This is a genomic window from Streptomyces sp. HNM0645 (genome assembly GCF_030056615.1).
Classification (GTDB): Bacteria; Actinomycetota; Actinomycetes; order Streptomycetales; family Streptomycetaceae; genus Streptomyces; species Streptomyces marianii.
Genome location: NZ_JASHLT010000014.1, coordinates 166,100 through 190,682, shown reverse-complemented (window position 1 = coordinate 190,682; position 24,583 = coordinate 166,100). Strand labels below are relative to the sequence as shown.

Below are 24,583 nucleotides of genomic sequence, written 5' to 3'. Positions count from 1 at the left end.
GGGAGGCCTCGATGACCACCCCGCACGGCTACTCGCCGCCGCCCTCCGGCATCGGAGGACGGCGCCCCACCGCCACCGCGTTGTACGGGCCGCACCTCGACGGCGACGCCATGCCCGCGCTGTACGAGGAACTCCGCAGGAACCACGGCCCGGTGGCCCCCGTCACCGTCGCGCCGGGCATCGAGGCCTGGCTCGTGCTCGGCCATCGCGAGCTGCTCCGGCTCACCCGCGACGAACAGGACTTCTCGCACGACCCGCGCCGCTGGAGCCTGCTGCGCGAGGGCCGGGTGCCGCGCGACTCTCCGATCCTGCCGTTCGTGGGATGGCGGCCCGCGCTGCTGTTCGCCGACGGTCAGCAGCACCGCCGGATGAGGGCCGCCGTCTCCGACGCCCTCGCCGGGATCGACGGACACGAACTGCGGCGAGGCGTACGGTCCGCCGCCGAGGAACTGATCGCGTCGTTCGCCGAGCGCCGCGAGGCCGACCTCGTACTACACTACGCGCACCGGCTTCCGCTGCAGGTCATCACGGGACTCCTCGGACTGGACACGCGGACCGGCAGTCGGCTCGTCCACGCGATCTCCGGCCTGGCCGCCGCGACGGCCGACTCCGGCAGGGCGAGCAGGCGGATCAACGCGATACTCCTCGCCCTGATCGACCGGAAGCGGACCCGGCCCGGTGACGACATCACCTCGTCCCTGCTGCACCACCCGGCGCGCCTCACCGACGAGGAGGTGCTGCACAACCTCGTGGTCATGTTCGTCGCCGGCCATCAGACCACCGTCAACTGGATCGCCACGACCCTGCGCATCCTGCTCTGCGACCCTGCGCTCCGCTCCTCGCTGACGGGCGGACACCTCAGCCTCGACGACGCACTCGACCTCGTGCTGTGGCGCTTCCCGCCGACGCAGAACTTCCCGGCCCGCTACGCCACCCGCGATCTCCGTTTCGGAGGCCAGTCCATCCGGGCCGGCGACATGCTGATCCTCGGGCTCGCCGCCGCCAACGCCGACCCGGCCGTGCTGCCCCCCGGCGGCCCCGTCACCGGCAACCGCTCCCATCTCGCATTCGGCGCGGGACCGCACACGTGCCCGGCTCAGGACCCGGCCCGGCTGATCACCCGAACCGCCGTGGACACCGTCCGGCACCGGCTGCCCGACATGGAGCTGGCCGTGGACGAGTCGGAGCTCGCCTGGGTGTCGTCGCCCTGGAGCAAGGGGCTGGCCGCCCTCCCCGTCCGCTTCACCGATCCTCAGCCGCCCCGGACCCCGCGACCGGGCGAGCAGGCCCGCACCGCCCGTCCCGGCCATCCGGCCGCCCCACAGACAGGAGAGGCCCGTTGAACACCTCACCGAGCACCCCGCACCGGATGGACCCGGCCGGTGGCTGCCCGCACGCGGACAACGCCCGGCTGCTGGCGCGGGGGGCGGTGGCTCCCGTCGTCCTACCCGGCGACGTGGCGGGCATGGCCGTCCTGGGCCACGACGCGCTCAGGGAGTTCCTGGCCCACCCCGATGTCGCCAAGGGCGCCGAGCACTTCGCCGAGCTGCGGGAGGGCCGGATCGCCGACGGCTGGCCGCTGAAGACCTTCGCCACGGTACGAGGGATGACCACGGCCGACGGGGACGACCACCGCAGGCTCAGGTCGCTGGTGAGCAAGGCGTTCACCGCACGGCGGGTCGCGGAGCTGCGACCCCGTGTCGAGGCGGTCACGGCGGAGCTGCTGGACGGCCTCGGCCGGGCCGCTGCGGAGCACGGCGGCGTCGCCGATCTGCGCCGGCACTTCGCCATGCCGCTGCCCATGGGGGTGATCTGCGGACTCCTGGGTGTGAACGCCGAGCACCAGCAGCGGCTGCACCACCTCTCGAACCAGGTCGTCGCCACCGACATCGGCCCCGAGGAGGCGATGGCCGCCAACCGGGAGCTGGTCGACGTGCTCGGCGCCGTGGCCGCCGCGCGGGCGGAGGATCCGGGCGACGATCTCACCAGCGCGCTGATCGCCGCGCGTGAGGAGGACGGCGACCGGCTCAGCGGACACGAACTCATCGGCACCCTGCTGCTGATGATCGTCGCGGGCCACGAGACGACACTGAACCTGATCACCAACGCGGTCCGTGCGCTGTGCGCACACCGGGACCAGCTGGAGCTGGTCCGCTCGGGCGGCGCGGGCTGGGCGGACGTCGTCGAGGAGACCCTGCGCTGGGACAGCCCCGTGAGCTACTTCCCGTTCCGCTACCCGACACGGGACATCACCCTGGACGGCACGGTCATCCCGAAGGGCACCCCGGTCCTCGCCGGATACTCCGCCGCCGGACGGGACCCGGCCGCGCACGGGCCGGACGCGGGCCGCTTCGACGTCACCCGGGCGTCCGTGTCACGCCACCTCTCCCTCGGGCACGGACCGCACTACTGCCTCGGGGCACCGCTCGCCCGTATGGAGGCCGCCATCGCCCTGGAGCGGCTGTTCACCCGGTTCCCCGGGCTGGACCTGGCCGTACCGGAGCCGGAACTCGCACGGCACGCCAGTTTCGTGGGGAACAGCGTCCAGGAGCTTCCGGTCCGGCCCCTGGCTTGAGGGGCGCGGACCGCTTCCGTGGACCCGGGTGGCGCTTCACTCGTTCGGAGCAGGCCGACCGGCCCCGTCACCGAGGCCCGGCGCAGGCTGGAGTGGTATCGAGCACCGGAAGAGCTTCGGCGCCGAAGGACAGGGAGTCAGCATGGCCGGACGGTTCGAGGGGACGGTCGTGATCGACCGCCCGGTCGACGAGGTGTTCGCCTTCCTCGCGGACGGCGAGAACGACCGGAAGTTCAGCCCACGGGTGCAGGAGATGACCAGGGCGACCGACGGCCCGACTGGCGTGGGCACGGTCTACCGCAGCAGGGTGAAGGACGCGGGGATGACCACCTCGCGCGAGTTCCGGATCAGCGAGTTCGAGCCGCCGCGCCGGATCCGCTGGACGGAGGTCTCGAAGAACCTGGTGACGGCCCCCGAGGGCGGCTACGACCTGGAGGCCGTCGACACCGGACGGACCAGGCTCACGGTGTTCAACACCCTGGAGGGCCACGGCCTCGGCAAACTGCTCGTCGGACTCGCGCTGAGCGCGGCGCGCAAGGACGCGGACGACTTCGCACGGCGCATCAAGGCGGCGGTCGAGGCGTCCTGAGCGCGCGCCGGCCGCCCGCTCGCGGTGGTTCACGGCCGTGTGCGGCGTGTCCGCGGGCGGTGGTTCATGGCCGTGTGCGGCGTTCTCGGCCTCTGGCGTTCGGCCGTCGCGCGGCGGGCTGCCGGCTGTGCACGGTCCTACTGTGGTCGGCGGCCCACCGCGTCTGCGGTCCGCCGTGGGAGGCGTGCCGGTGGCCGCGTGCCCGAGGCGCGAGGACCGGGCGGTGCGCTCGTCCGGGCACCGCCCGGCCCTCCTGCCCGACGTGCCGGAGATCTCCGCGTGTCGCAGTGCCGCATCCACGGCTCTGCCGACTCGCCGTGCGGTCCACCGCCCGGACGCCCACCAGGGCCGGGCCGGGACCGCTGGCGGGGCGGGTCCGGATGCACACGGGGATGCCGGCCGGTGCCCCCTGGCCGTTCCGGCCGGGTACGGCTCCCCGCTTCCGGCTTTCCGTCCGGCCTCGTGCGCTCGGCTCAGCCGCCGGCGGCGGGCGACGAATCGAGCCGCAGTCGCAGTTGCTTCTCACCGTCCCCCGAGACCGCGTGCTCCACCTCGACCGAGAAACCCGTGGTCATGGCCCGTGCGAGCCGGTCGACCGCCGCGTACGAGCCCGACAGCTCGGCTCCCACCGGCCGATGCAGGGCCGTGGCTGCCACGGGGCCGGAGGCGTCGGCGGGGGCCACGTCGTAGGTCGCCGACCAGATCGTCGGATGGCCGCCCCGGCCCTCCTGGTGGGGGTGCTCCTCGGCATCCCGGTCGCAGGGGTAGGCCGCGAGCAGCGCGGCGAAGACGGCGTCGGCGTCCTCGGGCGCACCGGTGAGCTGAACCGATACTTCCTCGTGCCTGTCGATGACGGCCATGGTGATCCCCGTCCTCTCTCACACTCGGACGTCCCACTCCAAGGTCGCACTTCCGGGCCGGAACGGCACACTGCCGGACGGGGCGGAACGCGACGAGAGCGGTGCGGCTCGGTCCGTACGGGTGCCGTCCGGTGGTGGAGCGAACCGACCCCCCTCCGGGGCGCAGGGGCCCCTTCGGCCCGAGCCACGAGGTGACCCGGCCACCCGGATCGTCGAGTCGTGCAGCCGGGCCGAGTCGATCCCGTCGCGGCGCGAGCCCCGCCCCCGTCCCCGCGCCGCCGGCCGTCCGGAGCCACGCGGAGCGGCGCGCTCTTGGCCCGGACCCGACCCCGACCGGCGTCGCGGACGTCGCCGCGCCGCTCAGTCCGCGCCCGGAAGTTCCCCGGTCCGCGTCCAGCGCAGCACCTCGTCCGCGCCTCGGGTGTTGACCACGCGCGACTCCGGCACCCCGCACTCCTCGGCCCGGGCACAGCCGTTGATCTGCCAGTCGAGCTGGCCCGGGGCGTGGGCGTCGGTGTCGATCGTGAAGAGCACCCCCGCATCCGCGGCGCGCCGCAGCAGCCGGCGCGGCGGATCCAGCCGGTCCGGGCGGCAGTTGATCTCCACCGCCGTGCCGGACTCGGCGCACGCCGCGAACACCTCGTCCGCGTCGAACTCCGACTCGGGCCGTCCGCGCCCTCCGTCACGCCCCGTCAGCAGTCGTCCGGTGCAGTGCCCGAGGACGTCGACGAGCGGGCTGGTCACCGCGGCGACCATCCGCCGGGTCATCGGCCGTTCCTCCATGCGGAGTTTGGAGTGCACGGACGCGACCACCACGTCCAGCCGGTCGAGCAGCTCCGGCTCCTGGTCGAGCGAGCCGTCCGGCAGGATGTCGCACTCGATGCCGGTGAGCAGCCGGAACGGCTGCCAGGTGCCGTTGAGTTCGGCGACCGCGTCCAGTTGTTCGCGCAGCCGCTCCGGGCTGAGCCCGCGGGCCACCGTGAGCCTGGGGGAGTGGTCGGTGAGCACGGCCCATTCGTGGCCGAGGGCGGCCGCCGCGCGCCCCATCGCCTCGATGGGGCTGCCCCCGTCGGACCAGTCCGAGTGGAGATGGCAGTCGCCGCGGAGCGCCGCGCGCAGCCGTGCTCCCGGGGCGTTCTCGTCGGGCTGCGCGCCCGTATCCTCCTCCAGCCGTCGCAGATACGTCGGCACCTGTCCGGCCAGGGCTTCCCGGACGACCTGGGCGGTCTTGGGCCCCAGGCCCCGTACCGACTCCAGCGAGCCGGCCGCGGCGCGTCCGGTGACCTCGTCCTCGCCCAGGGCCGTGACCGCCGCCGACGCCGTCCGGAAGGCACGCACCCGGTACGTGGGGGCGCCGGACCGCTCCAGCAGGAAAGCGATCCGGTCCAGTGCTTCCACCGGGTCCATGGCCGGGCGCCGTCAGCACGGGCCGCGGAAACGGGCCGCGGCCGCCGCCCCGCCCGCGCCAGCGCCCTGCGCCGGGCGGCCGCCTGGCGCCCTGTCGTGCGCCGCCATCACACCGCCCTTCCTCGACGGTCCGTCGCTCCCATCGTCCTCCCGCGGCACGTCACGAGCGACCGACGAACTTCCGCGCGAGTCTGTCGCCCAGCGTCACCGCGGCCCGGTGGGACTCGATGGGGGTGACCCTGGAATCCCGGAACAGGATGTACGTCACGCCGGAGTTGACGCCTCCGGTGGCCGGATCGGGATCTATGCCCAGCGCCCGGGCGGTGGCGTGCGACGCCTCGCCGATGAGGTCGGTGGGTCCGGCGTCGCCGACGACCGCGTACACCAACCGGTTGCGGTGGATGACGGCGGCGACGGTACCCCCGCGGATGCGCGAGTAGTTGTAGTCCCACAGCGGACTCGCCGCCGGTACGACGATGAACGGAAGGTCGGCCGAGTCCAGCGGGTACCCTTCCGAGTCCCAGTACGCGGTCTCGGGCTGCCAGTACTCGTCGGTGTCGGGGTTGCACTCCGGGCTGCTCAGCCCGTCGCAGTCGATGTCGAGGTCCGCCTTCCAGAAGACCACCGAACTGGTGCCGCACACCGGTATGGACTCCTCCTGGTCGGCGTCGGTCCGGAACAGTCCGTCGGATATCCGTGTGCAACTCCTGACCTTGGCCAGGAGTTCGCGGGCGGTCACGGAGCCCTCGTAGCTGTGACGGGCGGTGGCGGTGGCGGGCAGGACGGCCGCGACGAGCAGTGCCGCGCCGCACGCGGCGACGGCCTTGAAGCAAGGGGACACGGGGTGTTTCCTCCGGTTCGGGGGCGGCGGCCGCGTTCAGCGGCCGCCGCGTATGTGGTGGGCAAGCCGGTCCAGGAAGATCCGCTGGCCGGGGACGAGCAGCTTCGCCGCGCGCTCCAGGGGGAACCAGCCGACCCGGTCGACCTCCGGGAACTCCGTCGGCACACCGGACCGCGGCGGCCACTCCATCGTGAAAGTGCCGGGCCTCACGGAACGGGGGTCGAGGTCGCCCTCGACCGCCCACACCGTGACGGTCTTGCCGCCCGACTGGCGGCGCTCACCGAGGGCGATGCGCTCGCCGTCCGGGGCGGGCAGTCCGAGTTCCTCCTCGAACTCCCGCCGCGCCGCAGCCTCGGGCCGCTCCTCCGGGCCGTACTCGCCCTTGGGGATCGACCACGCGCCCTCGTCCCTGGCGGCCCAGTAGGGGCCTCCCATGTGCCCGATCAGCACCTCGAGATCCGCCACGGCGCCCCGGAACAGCAGGAGGCCGGCGCTTCGCTTGCCCGACATGCCGCCGAGTCTGCGGGGGCCCGGCGGCCGCCGCCATCGGACCTCGGGGCCGCGGTCGCCGGGTGAACGTCATCCGCCGGGTTCACCCCTGGGAGTGGGCCGGTCCGGTCGGAGCAAGGGGGTCTAGCCCAGGAGAGTGGACAGGTCGACGCTCTCACCGGCCGGGGGCGTCGCCGTCGGGACGGGCTTGTCGTAGTCCGAGAAGTCCACGGTCGCCTTCGCCGCACCGGCGCTCGTCACCACCAGGCGCACCGGGTACGGCTCGCCCTCGGTGGCGACGTACAGCGTGATCGTCCGGCCCGCCAGATTGCCCGACAGCGGGATGGCGTCTACGCCGTCGACCTCGGTCTTCGTGCCCTTGGTGAGGTCGACGTCGCTGGTGGGGACGCCGGTGAGCCGGTCGATGAACGTGTCGAGGTCGCAGACCTCGGTCATTCCCCTGAGCAGTCCGTTGTCCGTCGTCCCGCGCAGGTAGCGGTCCCCGACGATCTCCTTGACCGTGTCGCCGCCGCCCGGCACCTGGTTCTTCCAGAACGCCGCGTCCGGCTTCATCCACACCGTCTCGCCCCGCTTGATGATCTCCACGGAGCCCTCGTCGCCCATGCTGACCGTGCCGGCGCAGTTGCCCGAGCGGTCGAGGGCGAGATCCAGTTCGTTCGGCGAGCCGGGCTCGCGCAGGTCGCCCTTGCTGGTGATGTGCACCGACTCGGCGCCGGTCAGCGCCTCACGGGCCTTCTCCGCGATCTGCCGGGCCGTGAGCGTCTCGATGTCGTCGCCCGCGTACGCCGTTCCACCGGCCGCCAGGGCGACCGCGAGGAGCGCCGCGGACGACGCCCGTGTCCAGCTCCTGGTCCCGCTCCTGCGGCGAAGTGCGCTCACGATCGTCTCCCGGTGACGCGACCGGCCGGGCTGATCCGCCGTTCTCGAGCCTACGCCGCGGGGGCACCGGCTGCCCGTTCGGGTGAACCGCCGAGGGTGGGGACGGGCGGCGCCGGTGAGCCCGGCCGCCGGAGGTCCGGCGGCCGTGAGGGGGCCGGGCCCGACCGGCCGTCGCGTTGCGCCGCCGCCGCTGGCGCGGCAGGGTCGTAGGTGCGGCCGAAGGAGGACACAGCCATGGCCATCGCCAGTGTGAATCCCGCGACCGGCGAGACGCTCAAGACCTTCGAAGCCATCGGCCCCGAGGAGATCGAGAACCGCCTGGCCGCCGCCCACGCGACCTTCCGTGTGTACCGCACGACCTCGTTCTCCGAGCGGTCCCGGCTCCTGAGGCGGGCCGGCTCGCTGCTGGAGGAGGACCAGGAGGACATCGCCCGCACCATGACGAGCGAGATGGGCAAGCCCCTGACGGCCGCCAGGGCCGAGGCGGCGAAGTGCGTGAAGGCGATGCGCTGGTACGCCGATCACGCCGAGGAACTGCTGGCCGACGAGCACCCGTCCGACGACGACGTGAAGGACTCGGGAGCCTCCGGCGTCACGGTCCGCTACCGCCCACTGGGCGTGGTGCTCGCCGTGATGCCCTGGAACTTCCCGCTCTGGCAGGTCGTGCGGTTCGCGGCGCCCGCACTGATGGCCGGCAACACCGGACTGCTCAAGCACGCGTCGAACGTCCCTCAGACCGCCCTCTACCTGGGCGATCTCTTCCACCGGGCCGGATTCCCGGACGGGTGCTTCCAGACCCTGCTGGTCGGCGCGGGCGCGATCGAGGGCGTGCTGCGCGACCCGCGGGTGGCCGCGGCGACGCTCACCGGCAGCGAGCCGGCCGGGCGGTCCGTCGCCGCGATCGCCGGTGACGAGGTCAAGAAGACCGTCCTGGAGCTCGGCGGCAGCGACCCGTACGTGGTCATGCCGTCGGCCGACGTGGACCGGGCCGCGCGGGTCGCCGTCACCGCCCGGGTCCAGAACAACGGGCAGTCGTGCATCGCGGCCAAGCGGTTCATCGTGCACGAGGACGTCCACGACGCCTTCACCGAGCGCTTCACCGCCCGGATGGAGGCGCTCTCCGTGGGCGATCCCATGGACGAGTCCACCGACGTCGGTCCCCTGGCCACCGAGCAGGGCCGCGCCGACCTCGAGGAACTGGTCGACGACGCGGTACGGCTCGGCGCGGAGGTCCGGTGCGGCGCGGGCCGCCCGGGGGACCGCCCGGCCGGCTGGTACTACCTGCCGACGGTCCTCACGGGGATCACCCCGGAGATGCGGATCCACCGCGAGGAGGCCTTCGGTCCGGTCGCGACCGTCTACCGCGTGTCCGGTCTCGACGAGGCCGTGAGCGTCGCCAACGACTCGCCCTTCGGCCTGAGTTCGAACGTCTGGACCCGGGACGCGAGCGACATGGAGCGGTTCGTCCAGGACATGGAGGCGGGTGGGATCTTCTTCAACGGGATGACCGCCTCGCATCCGGCGATGCCCTTCGGCGGCACGAAGCGCTCCGGCTACGGGCGTGAGCTGTCCGACCACGGGATCAGGGAGTTCTGCAACATCACGACCGTCTGGACCGCCGCCTGAGGCGAACGCTCCGCCCCGCCGCGGGGGCAGGAAGCCTGCGCCCGTCGTGTGAGCCGGACGGGCAGGGCAGCCGGTCGAGGGCGGACGACTCACCGGCGCGGGTGGGTGGACATCGGGTGTGTGAAGGGTGCTGCCCCGTCCTGCGGGCGTATCGTCCGTATGTGGGTGATTTTGGGAATGGCTGGTTCGGCCCGCCTCCTCCGAGACAGGCGGTGTGCGTCCGCCGGTCCGCTCACCGACGGACGGTACGGCGCGCAAGCCGCCGCCGGGCGTCGGCCCGCAGTCGCTTCGGACGCGTTCGCACGGCCACCGCAGCAGCGACCGGGGCCGGGTAGGGGCCATGCGGTTCCGCCCCTCCCGCCCGGGCCCCGGTATGGAGCACGTGGAAGCCCTCATGGCCGACGTGATGCGCGAGACCGGCGCGTCGGCCGGCCTGCTCTACCTGCTGCCGCCGGAGGAACGGCTGCTGCGGCTCGCCGTGATGTCCGGCATGTCACGGCAGATCGCGGCGCCCTGGGCCCGAGCGCCGGTGGACACTTCGACGCCCGTCGCGGACGCCATGCGCGAGCGGCGGCTGGTGTGGCTCGACAGCCGGGAAGAGGTGGCCCGCCGCTACCCGCAACTGGGCCTCGTGCTGCCGTACGACTTCATGCTCGCCGCGGCTCCCTTCATCAGCGGAGACCTCGTGTGGGGCGGCATCGCCCTGCTGTGGACCGTCAGGCACCCGCCGCGGCTCGGCCCGCACCAGCGTGAAGCGATCACCGCGTGCTGCCGGCGAGCGGCGGATCTTCTCGAGCAGGCCGCCGCCCAGGGCAGGCCGCTGCTGCCCCCCGAGGAACCCCGGGTCCTTCCCGTACCGCTCGAAGAGGCCGACCCTGCACGGGCGATGGCCGCGCTCGGCTTCACCGAGCGCCTGCCCATGGGGTGCTGCGCCCTGGATCTGGAGGGCCGGCTCACCTTCATCAACTCCACGGGTGCCGACCTGGTGGGCGCAGGCGCCGCCTCCCTCGCGGGCCGTCGGCTCTGGGAAGCGCTGCCCTGGCTGCCCGCCCCGGTCGGCGAGGACAGCTACCGGGCCGCGGTGGTCGCCCGCCGGTCCACCTCCTTCACCGCGGTGCGCCCTCCACACACGGCACTTCTCTTCGAGCTCTACCCAGACGACAGCGGCATCAGCGTGCACATCTCATCCGTCGCCGGGCAGACGGACACCGCGCAGTCCCCGCCGTCCGACGAACGGCTCGGCGCCTTGGGGCTCTACCACCTCACCTACCTGGCGGCCGCGCTCGCCGAGGCCGCGACCGTCCATGACGTGACCGACGTCGTCGCCGACCAGATCGTGCCCGCCTTCGGGCCCCAGGGCCTGGTCCTCATGATCGCTGACGAGGGCCGGCTGCACATCATCGGCCACCGCGGCTACAGCGCCGAGTTCATCAGCCGCTTCGACGGCACGCCCCTGGCCTCCGACACCCCGACCACGCACGCACTGGCCACCGGCGACGCCGTCTTCTTCCCCACCTTCGCCGACTTCCAGCGCCGTTATCCCGAGGCACCACGCCATGACGCCCGGAACGCCTGGGCCTTCCTGCCGCTGACCGCCTCCGGCCGCCGCATCGGATCCGTCGCCCTCTCCTACGACCAGGCCCGCCCCTTCCCTCCCGCCGAACGCGCCCTCCTCACCTCCCTCGCCGGACTCATCGGCCAGGCCTTGGACCGAGCCCGCCTCTACGACACCAAACACACCCTCGCGCACGCCCTCCAGACCGGCCTGCTGCCCCGTTCACTGCCCTGTGTCCCCGGACTCGAGATCGCAGCCCGCTACCGGCCCGCCGGTCGCGGCATGGACATCGGTGGCGACTTCTACGACCTCATCCACGCGCCGACCGCCACGACGGCGGCGATCGGTGACGTCCAGGGCCACAACCCCGACGCCGCCGCCCTGATGGGACAGGTCCGCGCCGCCGTCCACGCCCATGCCACCGCCGGCACGTCCCCCGGCGAACTCCTCGCGCGCACCAACCGACTCCTCACCGACCTCGACGCCGGGCGGTTCACCAGCTGCCTGATCGCCCAGCTCGACCCGGCCCGCCACCGCGCCCGTCTCGCCACCGCGGGGCACCCCCCACCCATGCTCCGACACCTCGGCGGACGCACCGAAGTCCTGCCCCTGCCCCCCGGTCTCCTGATGGGCATCGACCCCGACGCCGACTACCCCACCACCGAGATCCCCCTCCCGCCGGGCGCGGTACTCGTCCTCTACACGGACGGACTCGTGGAAGTACCCGGTACCGACATCGACGACACCACCGACGACCTCGCCCAGCACCTCGCACAGACCCGCATCCAGGACCTGGACGACCTCGCCGACGACCTCATCCGCCACGCGGAGCGAGCCGCCCCGCGCCACGACGACATCGCCCTCCTGCTCATCCGCGCCCGGCGGACCGGCAGCTGACGTCACCGCACCGCCGCCGAGGGCCCCGCCCATCCGCGATACCAGCCGATGCGCGACGCCGGCCCCGACGTGACTCCCGCAGTCCCCCGGACCGTCCGGCCGCCGGCCCCGGAGGGCGCCGCACCAGGAGTCCCGGAACGGCCGTTCGTCGCGCGCGATCCGTGGGCAGGAAGAGGGGCAGCGAGTCGCAGGCGAGGGCAAGGAGCACTCGATCATGGACCGGCAGACCGACTGGCAGTTCCTCGACGACCGGGGCCGTCTGGCCACGTCCGACGGGCGGCCCGAACGGGTCGTCACCTACATTCAGGCCGGAGCGACCCTCTGGGAGCACGGCATACGCCCGGCCGGGCTGTTCGGCTCGAACCACGACGGCGACGGGCCCGACCCGGTCAAGGCCGGGTCCCTGCCGCTCGACGGCATCGGCTATCTCGGCTCCGGCGCCGCGCTCGACGCCGACGCGCTGCTCCGCGGCGACCCGGATCTGGTCGTCGCCGTCACCTACGGCGGAGGACAGGTCTACGGACTCGACCCGGACACGGCGAAACACCTGGAGGAGCGGGTGCCCCTGGTCGTCCTCGACGTCGGCCAGGGCCAGTCTCTCGGTGACGTGCGCGCCCGGTTCGCCGCCCTCGCCAGAGCCCTGGGTGCCGCCCAGGACACGGCGGGCGCCGTAGCTCTCGCCCGCGCCACCGCCCGGCTCCGCGCCCTCGCTCACGACACCGCCGCACGCCAACCCCTGCTGGCCCTGTCACCGGCCTCCGCCGACAGCGCCCACCTCGCCAGACCGCATTCCTGGCCGGACCTCAGGGAACTCACCGCCTTCGGCCTCGACCTGGTGTCACCGCGGGGAGGCGCCGGCACCAACTGGTTGACCGCCGACTGGTCGTACGTCGCGGAGCTCTCCGCGCGAGTGCTCCTCGTCGACGCCCGGGTCAACGCGTACCCCTTGGACGCCCTGCGCGACAACGCCGCCTGGCGCACGGCCGCGTCCGTCGCCCGTGTCGTGCCGTGGAACCCCGAGGAACCGCACAGCGACGGCGCGCACGCGCGCTTCTTCGACCGCGTGGCCGACGCGGTGGAGGGGGCGGGAGGCGGCGGGGCGTAGTAGCGGGGCGTGCGGACGCACGGGACACGGCGGCACGGGGAGGGAGTCGTGCGGACGCGGGAGGACGGGGCGCGGCGCCGTCGTGACGTCTCAGCGGCGGCCGGCGAAGCCGTCGAGCGCGGCCAGTACCTCGGCGTCCGCCGCCTCGCTGCCCAGGTGGCCCGCTTCGCCGACCGTCACGAGCCGGGCGTCCGGCCAGCCCCGGCACAGCTCCCACGCCGTGTCCGGAGGGCTGGACAGATCGAGCCTGCCGTGCACCAGCACGCCGGGGATTCCGGTGAGCCGCGCCGCGTTCCGCAGCAGGGCGCCCTCCTCGAGCCACGCCCCATGCGCGAAATAGTGCGAGGCGATCCGGACGAGGGCGACCCGGGCCGCCGGTGCTTGGCCGGAGTAGACGCCGGACGGGGCGTGGGGTTCCAGCGACACGACCGCGTCCTCCCAGGCGCACCAGTCGTTCGCGGCCTTGTCCCGCACCGCCGGGTCAGGGTCGTTCATCCTGCGCGCGTACGCGGCGACCGGGTCGCCGTCCCGCCCGGCCTCGGGGACCCCCGCCATGAAGCGGTCCCACTCCTCGGGGAAGAACCGAGCCACGCCCCGGTAGAGCCAGTCGACCTCCGAACGCCGGGTCGTCGTCACCCCGTTGACCACGATCTCCGACACCCGCTCCGGGTGCCGCTGGGCGTACGCGAGCAACAGGGTCGACCCCCAGGACCCGCCGTACAGCAGCCAGCGGTCCACGTCCAGCAGCTCCCGCAGCCGCTCCATGTCCGTCAGCAGATGCCCGGTCGTGTTGGTCGTCAGGCCGGCGCGGAGGTCACTGGCGTGCGGGGTGCTGCGACCGCAGCCGCGCTGGTCGAAGAGGACGACCCGGTAGCGCTCCGGGTCGAACCAGCGACGGGCCCCGGGCCCGCATCCCGACCCCGGGCCGCCGTGCACCACGAGGGCGGGCTTGCCGTCGGGATTGCCGCAGACCTCCCAGTACACGTGGTGGCCGTCACCGGTGTCGAGCACGCCCGTCTCGTACGGCTCGATCGGCGGGTAGCGCGTGGGCATGACGACTCCTCAGGTGATGGGGCGGTGTACGGGCGGGGTGCGGCCGGATGACCGCACGAACGTCCGGGCGGCCGTACCGGGGGTGGCGGACGGCCACGTGTTCATGTCCCGGCCCGGCGGGACGCCGAGGTGGGACCGTCCCGTCCGTCGTACCACGTCGGCTGGTTACGCTCCTCGAGTGGGCGGACAGGATTCGGAAGAACCGATCTTCATCAGGAAGCGCGGGCGCTTTGTGTACAACCCGAGGAACCCGGTCGGGCGCCTGCTGATCGTGGGCGGCGCCGTGGTCGTGGTGGGGTTCATGTACCACCTCTTCGACGACGCGCGATGGAGCGAGGGCGAGTTCCGGGACGCTGTTCGCGAGGCCGCGGTACGCCTGGAGGCCGAGCCGCAGGTCCTGCGCGGCTACCTCGGCTACGAGGAGCGGATCGAGGAAGCCGTCAAGGGCACGGGTCAGGGGCCCGAGCACGCGGTCGTCCGCGTCGAGGCGGTCGACGAACCGGACGCGGCCGGCGCCGGCGACGCGGACGTGTTCGAGATCAGCACGGACGACGTCGGTTTCCCCTACTGCATGCGTGTGTCCCCGCCCCAGCCCGAACCGGACGCCCTGCGACTGGAGAAGGTGAGGATCGCGGTGGAGGTGGCGGAAGGCCCGTGCTGAGGCCGCGCGGTCACCACCCGCACCGACCGGACGGCACCGCCGAACGGCCCCGGCTCCGGCGAACAGCGCACCGGCCCCGTGCCGTCCACCGGATCGCCGGCGCCTCGCCCGCCGCCTCACGTCCCGGTTCCCCGCTGGTCCGGCATGCGGCTCGTCGAGTCCGCGGACACGACGGGTGGTCCGGCACGCTCCATCTCGCGGCGGTCGAAACGCTCGCAGAGCGTCGCCCCCGGGGATGAGTCCGTGCCCCGAGCAGACCGCCATGGGAACCAGGACCATACGCGCGAAGCCCGTGTCCTCGGGCCGTATTCCGGACGGCGCCGTGAGCGGCGGAACCATGGGACCGGCGTCCACGACGAACGTCGCTGTCCCCTTCGCCTTGAGTCCGCCGGGCGCCGACTGCCGCCGCATCCACGGCGGCACCCGCCCCGCGATCAGTGCCGCGCCGATGGGCGGCACGGCGGCCGACCGGACGGCCGTCCACAGCCAGTGGAACACCGCTCCACCAACGGACATGTGCTCAGGACGGCCGGGGCGCCCCGTCGTTGTCGCGCTCGACGATCCGCTCGTCCTGCCGGCCGTCGTGGCCCTCGGGGATCCCGGCGAGGTCGTCGACGTGGAAGATCCGCGCGATGGGGACGTCGGTGCTGCTGTGGGCGATGATCGAGAACGCGATGCAGACGGCGATGAGGGTGTACGCCTGCTCGCCCTGCGGGATGCCGGCCTGCAGCACGAGCAGCCCGTAGACGACCGAGGCGAAGCCCTTCGGCCCGAACCAGGCGGCGACCAGCTTCTCGCGGCGGTCGAAGCGGGTGCCGACCAGCGACAGCAGCATCGAAGCCGGGCGGATGAGGACGATGGCCAGGACGACGGCGACGTACCCGCCGAAGGACAGGTCGCCGAAGAGCTGCGGCGTGAGCAGCGCGCCGAAGACGAGCAGGGCGGCGAACTTCGCCAGCTCGGCCAGCGCCTCTCCCAGCGGCTCGAAAGCAGTCTTCGCCTCCGGTGACACGGCGGTGATCACCGCGCCCGCCGAGAACGCGGCCAGGTAGGGGTTGGCGTGGGTGAGGTGGCACACGGCGTACAGGATGATCCCCGTGGCCAGCGGCAGCAGGGGCTGCAGCTTGGGCTCCGCGCCGAGCAGGCTGAACCGTGCGAGCCCGTTGACCAGCAGCGGCAGCAGGACCCCGAAGGCGAGTCCCAGCCCGAGCTCCAGCGCGATCTTCCCGAACGACGCCTCGGCGTGACCGCTGGTCGGGCCGGCTGCGACGATGAAGACCAGGACGAACGGGAGGGCGAGTCCGTCGTTGATGCCGCTCTCGACGTTGAGCAGCTGCCGCAGTTTGGCGGGCACTTCCTTGCGGCCCACGATCGCGGAGGCGAACACCGGGTCGGTCGGCGCCAGGACGGCGCCCACCAGGAAGGAGGTCGTCCAGTTCAGTCCGGCCAGGTAGTGGGTCACGACCGCCATGCCGACGAAGGCAAGCGGCATGCCCAGGCCCAGGGCGCGGGCGGGGTTCTTCCAGTGCGCCCGCAGTTTGGGGAAGGACACGTGCATGCCGTCGGTGAACAGCACCGCGAACAGTGCCAGATCGGCGGTGACCGCCACGATCTCGCTGTCCGGCGTGATGTGGATGAGTCCGAGGAACCCGTCACTGACGAGCGCGCCGCCGACGAGGAAGAGGAAGGACGTGGACAGCACGGTCCGGGCGGCGAGTCCGGAGAGCAGCACCGCGATGAGAAGAGCGGCGCCGAAAACGGCGACGAGCACCATGTACGTAATCCCCCGATCGGTGAAGACAGCCGTCCCTTGTTTCGCCGACCAGGCTTCCCGGCACTCCGCAGCAGACTTTACACGCCCCTTACGCGTTCCTGACAAGCACCTGACGGGCATCCAGTTCCGTTCCGGAACTGCCGGGACCCGGCAAGTCGGGCACGGCACGGTCCGGGCCGCGAACCGGCCTGAACCAAGTAGGTTGACGCCGCGCCGCGTTGACGCGCGGCAGGGCGCCGAGGGCGGGGGTAGCCGCTGGACGGTGCCCCTCTCGCCGAGGCGACCCGGCAACGCGCCGGGGCGGGCGCTCGCGCCGGCCGGTGCAGTCGTACGGTCGGCGTGTGGGTGGCTCAGCCGCGCACGGTCTCCGCTCGCATCGGTGGCGCGGCGGGGGTGCCGGCCACGGGGCCGAACAGCACCGCCCGGGCCATCCGCGGAGCGAACAGGGCGCTCAGGGGGTTGGTCAGCGTCAGCACGGAACGGAAGACCGGTCCCACGAGCACGGGATCGCCCGCGTACCGCTGCTGGACGCGGTCCAGGTACCAGCCGACCGGGCGGTCGACGGCACGGGAGGCGACGGCGCTCCCCACCGCCCCGGGCATGGCCCGGTCGGCGCCCGCGGAGATGTCCCACGCCTGTCGCGAGGCATCGAAGAGCGCCCGCTGGACCCGTCGGGTCGTCGGCCTTCGACGCGGGTCGGCAAGCGCGTCACGCAGCGCCACGGCGCTCATGGCGGCGACCGACATGCCCTGTCCGTAGATCGGGTTGAAGGTGCAGAGCGCGTCGCCGGTGGCGAGGAATCCGGCGGGGCGCCGGCCTTGACGGTCGTACCTGCGGCGCAGGTTGCCCGTCGAGCGGAATCCGTACGCCGGCGTCTGCGGCTCGGCGGTGAGCAGCCACTCGTGGAGGTACGGGTGGGGGAGGCGCGCCGCGAAAGCGGTGAACCCGGCATCGTCCGTGGGCGGTTCCTGGCCGCGGAGGCCCGCGAGCGCCACGAGGTGGTTGCCGTCCTCCAGGGGCAGTACCCCGCCCGCGTACGTCTGCGAAGGGTTCGGGTAGAACCAGTAGGCCAGTGCCTCAGTGCCCAGATGGGCACCGGTGTTGCGGTAGATGCGGGAGGCGTACGCCTGGCCGGTGTCGATGCCCTCCTCCTGAGGCGGCTCGGCCCCGATGGCGGCCAGCCACTGCGGGGCGCGCGAGCTCCGCCCGGTGGCGTCCACGACCAGATCCGCCTCCAGCGTGCGCGAGCCGTCCGCGGCCCCGTCCGCGCCGCCGCGCTCCCGCAGCAGGACACCACGGACCCGGGAGGCGTCCCCGGCCAGTCCCACCGCCTCCGTGGACTCGACGGTCGTGATCACCGGATTGGCCAGCACCCGTCTGCGCACCAGATGCTCGAGCTGGGAGCGGGAGCCGGTGTGGATGTGCGTCGTCGGGGCCGTCCGCCGGAGCCAGGTGCCGCTCCAGGCCACCATGTCCTGGGGCATGCCCACGCGTGGCGCCCCGGCCGCCCGCAACTCGGCCATGAAGCCGGGCAACAGGGAGTCCAGAGCGAGCTGCCCGCTCTCCAGCAGCACGTGGGCGTGCCGGCCCTGCGGGACGCCCGGACGCGGCTCGGGACCGTCGGGGACGCGGTCGCGCTCCACGACGGTCACCCGGTCGGCGTGGCCGGCGAGCACGTGCGCCGCGAGCAGTCCGGCGAGGCTCCCCCCGATGACGACGGCGTGGCGTCCCGCGCCGTCCCGTCCCCAACCGGCCCGTTCCCGCGCCTCGTTCACCATGTCCGCCCCTCGTGGTCTGCGAGTCCTTCCGTGGCCGACCAGTATCCCCGGCGGCGACCGGAAGATCACGGGCGCCGAACCGCGGATGCCCGATGTGGTATAGGGCTTCGTCCGGGAACGGGCCGACGTGGTCGTCGCAGAGGCTGTGCGCGATCCCGGTCGGGCGACTCCCCGTCGGGCGACTCTCTCTCGGGCGACTCCAGATCGCACAGGGCCCTGTGGGGTCGGTCGGCTCCGGACCGACGTGCCCCGGACCGGTCCGCCGGCCAGGCAACCCGGAGTGCCTCGGCGGCGTCGTCCCCGTCGTGATCGACGACTTCGGCCCCGCCCCGTACGACGACGTCGACGACACTGAGGAAAGGTCGGGCCCGGGCCGCTCTGGCGCCATGCCCTGTGGGCGGTGGCCGTCACCGCCGCGGGTGTAGCACCCGGCTTGTGCGTCCGGCCGCTTCCGTCCGGGCCCCGAGGGGTACGCCCTGCCCGGCGCCGCCCCGGCCCCCTGCTGCCCTGCCTCGTCGCCTGGACCGCATCGGTCTGGCCGCGGCCGCCCGGGTGCCGGTCCACGCACCGGAAACGGTGGCCGTCGGCGTCGTCCGGCTCAGGACCCGGCCGGCGCCCCGAGCTGCCGCTGCCGGCCCTGCCGGCGGCCGTCGCGCTCGCGGCCGCAGCCGGGTGGAGCCTCATGGCAGTGCGTCCCGGCTCCGGCGGGAAGGGCGGCCGGCCGGGGCACAGTCGGTCGCGGGTGCTCGGGCCGCGACGGCGGACGCCGGCGCCCATGTCCGCCCCGCGCCCGTGCCTGCCCCGGCGGAGGCACCACCCTGCGCCTGGCCTTCGCGGAGGCCCCGCGCCCCGTCCGCCCCCGCCTACCCCCGCCGAGGTGCCGGGGGAAGCCTGCCGAGCTCGTCCAGCGCCTCCGTGAGCCAGCCGGTCCAGAACCGCTCCAGCTCGATCCCCCCGCGCAGCACCACGTGCCGGAGCCGGTCCTCGGCCGCGTCCCGCTCCGGCGGGAAGTGGCGCTTCTCGATGTCCTCGTACTCCGCCAACTGCCGTCGGTGCAGGTCGAGATGGCGACGCAGCTCAGCCTCGAGCCCCTCCGTCCCCACGACCGCCGCCGCCCGCATGCGCAGCAGCAGGGCGTCCCGGATGGGCTTGGGGTCCTCGGTCCTGCCCACCCAGCCGGCCAGTTCGGTTCGGCCCGCGGGCAGCACCTCGTACTCCTTGCGTTTGCCCCGTGCGGGCTCGGCCGCGGGCAGGACGCGGATCAGCCCCGACTCCTCCAGCTTCCCCAGCTCGCGGTAGATCTGCTGGTGCGTCGCCGACCAGAAGTAGCCGATGGACCGGTCGAAGCGGCGGGTCAGCTCCAGGCCCGAGGACGGCTTCTCGAGCAGGGCGGTGAGGATCGCGTGGGGGAGGGACATGACCCGCATCCTAAGGAGGCGGCGTCAGATCGTCGCCGCCAGCCGGGTGCCCTGGTCGATGGCCCGCTTGGCGTCCAGTTCTGCGGCCACGTCGGCGCCGCCGATGAGGTGCGCGGTGCGGCCCGCCGCGGTCAGCTCCTCGTACAGGTCGCGCCTCGGCTCCTGCCCGGTGCACAGCACCACCGTGTCCACGGGGATCGTCCTCGCCGTGCCGTCCACCGTGATGTGCAGGCCCTCGTCGTCGATCCGGTCGTACGCCGCCCCCGCGACCATCGTGACGCCGCGGTGCTTGAGCTCCGTGCGGTGGATCCAGCCCGTCGTCTTGCCGAGGCCCGCGCCGACCTTGGAGGTCTTGCGCTGGAGGAGATGCACCGTGCGCGGGGGCCGCGGCCGCTCCGGGGCCCGCAGCCCGCCCCGTTCGGCGTATCCGGTGTCCACGCCCCACTGCCGGAAGTACGTCTCCGGGTCGAGGCTCGCGCCCTCGCCGCCGTCGGTGAGGAACTCCGCGACGTCGAAGCCGATCCCGCCGGCGCCGACGACGGCGACCCGCTCACCGACCTCGGCGCCGTCGCGCAGCACGTCGAGGTAGCTGACGACGCTGGGGTGGTCGACGCCCTCGATCGCCGGCGTCCGGGGCGTGACACCGGTCGCGACCACGATCTCGTCGTACCCGGTCAGCAGGTCCGGCGTGACGAAGGTCCCGAGCCGGACCTCCACCCCGCGCAGCTCCAGCTGGGTACGGAAGTAGCGCAGCGTCTCCTCGAACTCCTCCTTGCCGGGGACGCGCTTGGCGATGTTCAGCTGCCCGCCGATCTCCTCGGCCCCGTCGAAGAGCGTGACCTCGTGGCCGCGTTCGGCGGCCGAGACCGAGAACGCCAGGCCCGCCGGGCCTGCGCCGACGACCGCCAGGCGTTTGCGCAGCCGGGTGGGGGAGAGGACCAGCTCGGTCTCGTGGCAGGCACGCGGGTTGACCAGGCAGGAGGTGATCCTGCCGCTGAAGGTGTGGTCCAGGCACGCCTGGTTGCAGCCGATGCAGGTGTTGATCGTCTCGGCGCGGTCCTCGCGGGCCTTGGCGACGAACTCCGGGTCGGCCAGGAACGGCCGCGCCATGGACACCATGTCCGCGCGTCCCTCGGCGAGCACCTGCTCCGCCACCTCGGGCGTGTTGATCCGGTTGCTGGTCACCAGCGGCACGGACACCGAGCCCATGAGCTTGCGCGTCACCCAGGTGTACGCGCCGCGCGGCACCGAGGTCGCGATGGTCGGGATCCGGGCCTCGTGCCAGCCGATGCCGGTGTTGATGATGGTCGCTCCGGCCGCCTCGATCTCCTTGGCGAGCGCGACGACCTCGTCGAGCGAGGAGCCGCCGGGCACGAGGTCGAGCATCGACAGCCGGTAGACGATGATGAAGTCGTCGCCGACCCGTTCGCGGGTGCGGCGGACGATCTCCCGGGGGAAGCGGGTGCGGTTCTCGTACGAGCCGCCCCAGCGGTCGTCCCGGTGGTTGGTGGCGCTCGCGATGAACTCGTTGATCAGGTAGCCCTCGGAGCCCATGATCTCGACGCCGTCGTAGCCCGCCGACCTGGCCAGCTCCGCCGCGCGGACGTAGTCCTCGATGGTCTGCTCGACCTGCTCGTCGGTGAGGGCGTGGGGGACGAACGGGCTGATGGGGGCCTGCAGCGCGCTGGGCGCGACCAGCTGGGGGTGGTAGGCGTAGCGGCCGAAGTGCAGGATCTGCATGGCGATCCGGCCGCCCGCCGCGTGCACCGCGTCGGTGACCGTGCGGTGCTGCGCGGCCTCCTCCTCGGTGGTGAGCTTGGCGCCGCCGTCGTAGGGGCGTCCCGCGTCGTTCGGGGAGATGCCGCCGGTCACGATCAGTCCGACACCTCCGCGCGCACGCTCGGCGTAGAAGGCCGCCATGCGCTCGAAGCCGTTCTCCGCCTCCTCCAGGCCGATGTGCATCGAGCCCATGAGCACCCGGTTCGGCAGCGTGGTGAAACCGAGGTCGAGCGGGCTGAGCAGATGCGGGTACGGGGTGGGGGTCATCGGGGCGCCTCCTCGCGCAATGAGCGTCGCCCCCTTTTGTAGACGCCGGAGACCTCGTTATGCAACAAGTTGCACAACGAGGCCCGGGTGAGATGCGCTACGCCGGCACGGCCCAGCGGTCCAGTTCCTCCGGGGTCCGCGGGCCCGGCCTGCCCGCTTCCAGCAGTCCGTGGGCGCGCAGCACCTCCTCCGCGGCCATCGCCCACGGCAGGCGCAGCCGGGCCGAGTCCAGCAGCTCCCGGTCCGCCAGCAGCTCCGCGACCGGCCCCGTCCGCAGCCCGGCCGGGGACAGCACGGCGGCGTCGTCCGCCCAGCGCAGCGCCAGATCCACGTCGTGCGTGGCCATCACCACGGTCGTACCGCCCTCCCGCAGCCGCTCCAACGCCGCCAGCAGCCGTTCCTGCCCGTGCGGATCGAGTCCCGCGGTCGGCTCGTCCAGGACGAGCACACGCGGTCGCATGGCCACCGCGCCCGCGATCGCCGCCCGCTTGCGCTGCCCGTACGACAGCAGATGCGTCGGGCGGTCCTCCAGTGCCGTGATGTCCAAGGCGTCCAGTGCCTCCGCGACCCGGGCCCGTACCTCCGGCTCCGGCAGCCCCAGGTTCATCGGCCCGAACGACACGTCCTGGCCCACCGACGCGGCGAACAACTGGTCGTCCGGATCCTGCACGACGAGCTGCACCGTCGTCCGCAGCCGGTTCAGCCCGCCGCGGTCGTACACCACCGGCTCGCCGTGGAGCAGGAGCCTGCCCTCCGCGCAGTGCAGCCCGCCGCTGAGGAGCCGCATCAGGGTCGTCTTGCCGCTGCCGTTGCGGCCCAGCAGCGCCAGGGAGCGTCCTCCCGGCACGGCGAAGTCGACACCGCGCAGCACCGGCGGGCCGTCCGGGTAGGAGAATCCCGCGCCGGCCAGTTCCACCAGGGGCGCCGCGGCCCCGGGTGCGCTCTCGTCCACGGACGTGCTCACAGTACGGACCTTTCCAGTACGAGGGTGAGGGCGACGATCCCCGCGAGCAGCCCGGCGGTCGCCACCAGGAAGCGCGCCGACACCGTCGCGGGCGGCACCAGGACCCGCAGCGTCCCGTCGTAGCCGCGCCCGGCGAGCCCGGTCTGCAGCCGCTGGGCCCGGTCGAAGGCCCGCACGAAGGCGGTCGCGGCGAGCCCGGCGAGGGACCGCCAGGCCGCCGCCCGGGTCGTGTGCCCGAGCCGCGCCGCCTGGGCCTGGCGGACCCGGTGCACGGTGTCGAGCAGCAGAAAGCCGATCCGGTACATCACGAGGGCCACGTCCACGACGGGCCCGGGCACCCCGGCCCGGACCAGCCTTGGCAGCAGGTCCGACACCGGCGTGGTGAACGCGAACAGCAGCACCCCGAGCGAGGCGGCGGACGTCCGCAGCAGCAGCCGGACCGCGTGCAGCGGTCCGTCCGGCGCGAGCACCACGAATCCGTCCGGGTCGCCCACCGAGAACAGCAGCGGAATCGCACCCGTGACGCAGAACCCCAGCGGAATGCGCCACGCCCGCCACAGCTGCCGCGGCGCCACGCCGGCGGGCCCGAGCAGTACGGCCACGGCCGCCGCGGCGACCAGGACGGCACCCGGCCACGGCGGCAGTGAGACGGCGCAGACCGTCAGCCCGAGCCCGAGTGCCGCCTTCTCGCACGGATGACGGCGGCGCCAGCGGCTGCTGTGCGCCGCCGCGTCTATCGGCAGCATCGGCGGCTACGCGCCCGAGCCGACGGAACCGGCGGAGCCGCTGCCGGGCGCCCGCCCGTCCCCGGCGGCCGCCGCCCGCGCCTCACCCTGCCGGCGCCCCTTGCGCAGCCCGAAGTAGTACGCCAGGACACCGGCACCCAGAGCCGCCTGGAGAGCGAACAACGCCGACTCGACCTCCCCGGAAGGGGGTTCGTAGAGCGGCGCGAACCAGGGCTCGTAGTCCGGCGCGATCTCCGTGATGGCGGTCTCCGCCTCCCCGTCGGCGCCCGTGAAGGGCTCCTCCTTGTGGTCGCCCAGGCCGAGGGCGAGCGGCAGCACCGCCAGCGCCGCCACGATCGCCATCAGCAGCGTGTTGATCTTCGCGTTACGGCTCATCGGACCGCGGCCTCCTTCTTGGCCCCGCCCTGGAGGAGCACTCCGAGGCGGGTCAGCTCACCCTTGCTGGACTGCACGAGCAGCCGCATCACCAACACGGTGAGCAGGCCCTCGCTGACGGCCAGCGGGATCTGGGTGAGCGCGAAGATGCCGCCGAACTTGGCCAGGGCGCCGACCACGCCGCTGCCCGGGTCGGGGAACGCCAGCGCCAGCTGCACGCTGGTCACGCAGTACGTGGACAGGTCCGCGACGAACGCGCCGAAGAACACGCCCACCATCAGCGGCGCCCCGGACCGCCGCAGCAGCGCGTACACCGCGAACCCGGCCCACGGCCCGACGATCGCCATCGAGAACACGTTCGCGCCGAGCGTGGTCAGTCCGCCGTGGGCCAGCAGCAGCGCCTGGAAGAGCAGGGTGATCGTGCCGAGCACGGCCATGATCGGTGGCCGGAACAGGATCGCGCCCAGCCCCGTGCCGGTCGGGTGCGAGCAACTGCCGGTCACGGAAGGGATCTTGAGTGCCGACAGGACGAAGGTGAAGGCGCCCGACGCGCCGAGCAGCAGGGTGGAATCGGGATTCGCCCTGACCTCACGGGTGAGCGCCCGTACGCCGTGGATCACGAAGGGGGCGGACGCGACGCCCCAGGCGGCCGCGTGCACAGGGGGCAGATACCCCTCGGCTATATGCATGGTTGGGAGACCCTCTCCAGCACCTCGTGGATGGACAACGCGCCCTGGCCGGTCTCCTGGCTGACGGGTCCTGCCGCCCGGGCTCCGCCTTCCCGGACACCACGGTCTCCCGTGGCGGTCCAGTGGCTTCCTTGCGGAGAGAGCCGGACTTCCCGATCACAGTGGCGAGGGCCGCACCGGTACTCCACCGGTTTCCCGTTCACCAAGGCCCTGCGACATTAGTGTGTTGACCAGG

At 73.2% G+C, this 24,583-nt stretch carries 21 protein-coding genes and 1 riboswitch; of the genes, 7 read left to right on the top strand and 14 right to left on the bottom strand.

What is annotated here, in order from left to right; translation table 11 throughout:
• The first annotated feature begins 11 nt into the window (after positions 1–11).
• From QMZ92_RS11805 to QMZ92_RS11795, 3 genes are all read left to right on the top strand, one after another.
• Entirely contained in the window at positions 12–1,343 is a 1,332-nt protein-coding gene (locus QMZ92_RS11805) for a cytochrome P450 (protein ID WP_283297236.1), read from the top strand.
• A gap of 26 nt (positions 1,344–1,369) precedes the next feature.
• On the top strand, positions 1,370–2,575 hold the full coding sequence (locus QMZ92_RS11800) for a cytochrome P450 family protein (protein ID WP_283297314.1): 1,206 nt from the start codon (positions 1,370–1,372) through the stop codon (positions 2,573–2,575).
• A 142-nt stretch (positions 2,576–2,717) separates the two neighbouring features.
• Entirely contained in the window at positions 2,718–3,164 is a 447-nt protein-coding gene (locus QMZ92_RS11795; protein WP_283297235.1) for an SRPBCC family protein, read from the top strand.
• 473 nt (positions 3,165–3,637) lie between these two features.
• Here the strand turns inward: QMZ92_RS11795 and QMZ92_RS11790 are convergent, their stop codons facing one another.
• From QMZ92_RS11790 to QMZ92_RS11770, 5 genes are all read right to left on the bottom strand, one after another.
• Complete coding sequence (locus QMZ92_RS11790; protein WP_283297234.1) at positions 3,638–4,024, bottom strand: hypothetical protein; 387 nt, start codon at positions 4,022–4,024, stop codon at positions 3,638–3,640.
• Between the two features lie 360 nt (positions 4,025–4,384).
• Complete coding sequence (locus QMZ92_RS11785) at positions 4,385–5,431, bottom strand: PHP domain-containing protein (RefSeq protein WP_283297232.1); 1,047 nt, start codon at positions 5,429–5,431, stop codon at positions 4,385–4,387.
• Positions 5,432–5,591: 160 nt separating this feature from the next.
• On the bottom strand, positions 5,592–6,272 hold the full coding sequence (locus QMZ92_RS11780) for a glycoside hydrolase family 75 protein (protein WP_283297230.1): 681 nt from the start codon (positions 6,270–6,272) through the stop codon (positions 5,592–5,594).
• A 36-nt stretch (positions 6,273–6,308) separates the two neighbouring features.
• Positions 6,309–6,782 carry an NUDIX hydrolase gene (locus QMZ92_RS11775; protein ID WP_283297229.1) on the bottom strand — a complete coding sequence of 158 codons (474 nt, stop codon included), beginning with the start codon at positions 6,780–6,782 and terminating at the stop codon, positions 6,309–6,311.
• A 123-nt stretch (positions 6,783–6,905) separates the two neighbouring features.
• Positions 6,906–7,661 carry a LolA-like protein gene (locus QMZ92_RS11770; RefSeq protein WP_283297228.1) on the bottom strand — a complete coding sequence of 252 codons (756 nt, stop codon included), beginning with the start codon at positions 7,659–7,661 and terminating at the stop codon, positions 6,906–6,908.
• A gap of 234 nt (positions 7,662–7,895) precedes the next feature.
• On the opposite strand from QMZ92_RS11770, the gene QMZ92_RS11765 reads away from it, so the two are divergent.
• From QMZ92_RS11765 to QMZ92_RS11755, 3 genes are all read left to right on the top strand, one after another.
• On the top strand, positions 7,896–9,287 hold the full coding sequence (locus tag QMZ92_RS11765) for an NADP-dependent succinic semialdehyde dehydrogenase (protein WP_283297227.1): 1,392 nt from the start codon (positions 7,896–7,898) through the stop codon (positions 9,285–9,287).
• A gap of 394 nt (positions 9,288–9,681) precedes the next feature.
• Positions 9,682–11,739, top strand: a complete 2,058-nt coding sequence (locus QMZ92_RS11760; RefSeq protein WP_283297226.1) for a SpoIIE family protein phosphatase — start codon at positions 9,682–9,684, stop codon at positions 11,737–11,739.
• A gap of 214 nt (positions 11,740–11,953) precedes the next feature.
• Positions 11,954–12,844, top strand: a complete 891-nt coding sequence (locus QMZ92_RS11755) for an ABC transporter substrate-binding protein (RefSeq protein WP_283297225.1) — start codon at positions 11,954–11,956, stop codon at positions 12,842–12,844.
• Between the two features lie 90 nt (positions 12,845–12,934).
• Here QMZ92_RS11755 and pip read toward each other — a convergent pair whose 3' ends face one another.
• A complete protein-coding gene (gene pip / locus QMZ92_RS11750) occupies positions 12,935–13,897 on the bottom strand; it encodes a prolyl aminopeptidase (protein WP_283297224.1) in 963 nt (320 codons plus the stop codon).
• A 178-nt stretch (positions 13,898–14,075) separates the two neighbouring features.
• Here pip and QMZ92_RS11745 point away from each other — a divergent pair, with 178 nt between their 5' ends.
• Positions 14,076–14,558, top strand: a complete 483-nt coding sequence (locus QMZ92_RS11745) for a hypothetical protein (protein WP_283297223.1) — start codon at positions 14,076–14,078, stop codon at positions 14,556–14,558.
• Between the two features lie 520 nt (positions 14,559–15,078).
• Here QMZ92_RS11745 and QMZ92_RS11740 read toward each other — a convergent pair.
• The 8 genes from QMZ92_RS11740 to QMZ92_RS11705 form a co-directional block, all read right to left on the bottom strand.
• Positions 15,079–16,332, bottom strand: coding sequence for a cation:proton antiporter (locus QMZ92_RS11740; protein WP_283297222.1), 1,254 nt, complete (start codon positions 16,330–16,332; stop codon positions 15,079–15,081).
• Between the two features lie 350 nt (positions 16,333–16,682).
• Positions 16,683–18,110 carry an FAD-dependent oxidoreductase gene (locus QMZ92_RS11735; protein WP_283297221.1) on the bottom strand — a complete coding sequence of 476 codons (1,428 nt, stop codon included), beginning with the start codon at positions 18,108–18,110 and terminating at the stop codon, positions 16,683–16,685.
• 863 nt (positions 18,111–18,973) lie between these two features.
• Entirely contained in the window at positions 18,974–19,528 is a 555-nt protein-coding gene (locus tag QMZ92_RS11730; protein ID WP_283297220.1) for a PadR family transcriptional regulator, read from the bottom strand.
• Between the two features lie 24 nt (positions 19,529–19,552).
• Positions 19,553–21,574, bottom strand: a complete 2,022-nt coding sequence (locus QMZ92_RS11725; protein ID WP_283297219.1) for an NADPH-dependent 2,4-dienoyl-CoA reductase — start codon at positions 21,572–21,574, stop codon at positions 19,553–19,555.
• A gap of 97 nt (positions 21,575–21,671) precedes the next feature.
• Positions 21,672–22,538, bottom strand: a complete 867-nt coding sequence (locus QMZ92_RS11720; RefSeq protein ID WP_283297218.1) for an energy-coupling factor ABC transporter ATP-binding protein — start codon at positions 22,536–22,538, stop codon at positions 21,672–21,674.
• Entirely contained in the window at positions 22,535–23,284 is a 750-nt protein-coding gene (cbiQ, locus tag QMZ92_RS11715; protein WP_283297217.1) for a cobalt ECF transporter T component CbiQ, read from the bottom strand. The genes QMZ92_RS11720 and cbiQ overlap by 4 nt, the downstream gene beginning before the upstream one ends.
• 6 nt (positions 23,285–23,290) lie before the next feature.
• Positions 23,291–23,659, bottom strand: a complete 369-nt coding sequence (locus QMZ92_RS11710) for an energy-coupling factor ABC transporter substrate-binding protein (RefSeq protein ID WP_283297216.1) — start codon at positions 23,657–23,659, stop codon at positions 23,291–23,293.
• On the bottom strand, positions 23,656–24,348 hold the full coding sequence (locus QMZ92_RS11705; protein ID WP_283297215.1) for an energy-coupling factor ABC transporter permease: 693 nt from the start codon (positions 24,346–24,348) through the stop codon (positions 23,656–23,658). Before QMZ92_RS11705 ends, QMZ92_RS11710 begins: the two co-directional genes overlap by 4 nt.
• 29 nt (positions 24,349–24,377) lie before the next feature.
• Positions 24,378–24,570: riboswitch (cobalamin riboswitch) on the bottom strand.
• Between the last annotated feature and the right edge of the window lie 13 nt (positions 24,571–24,583).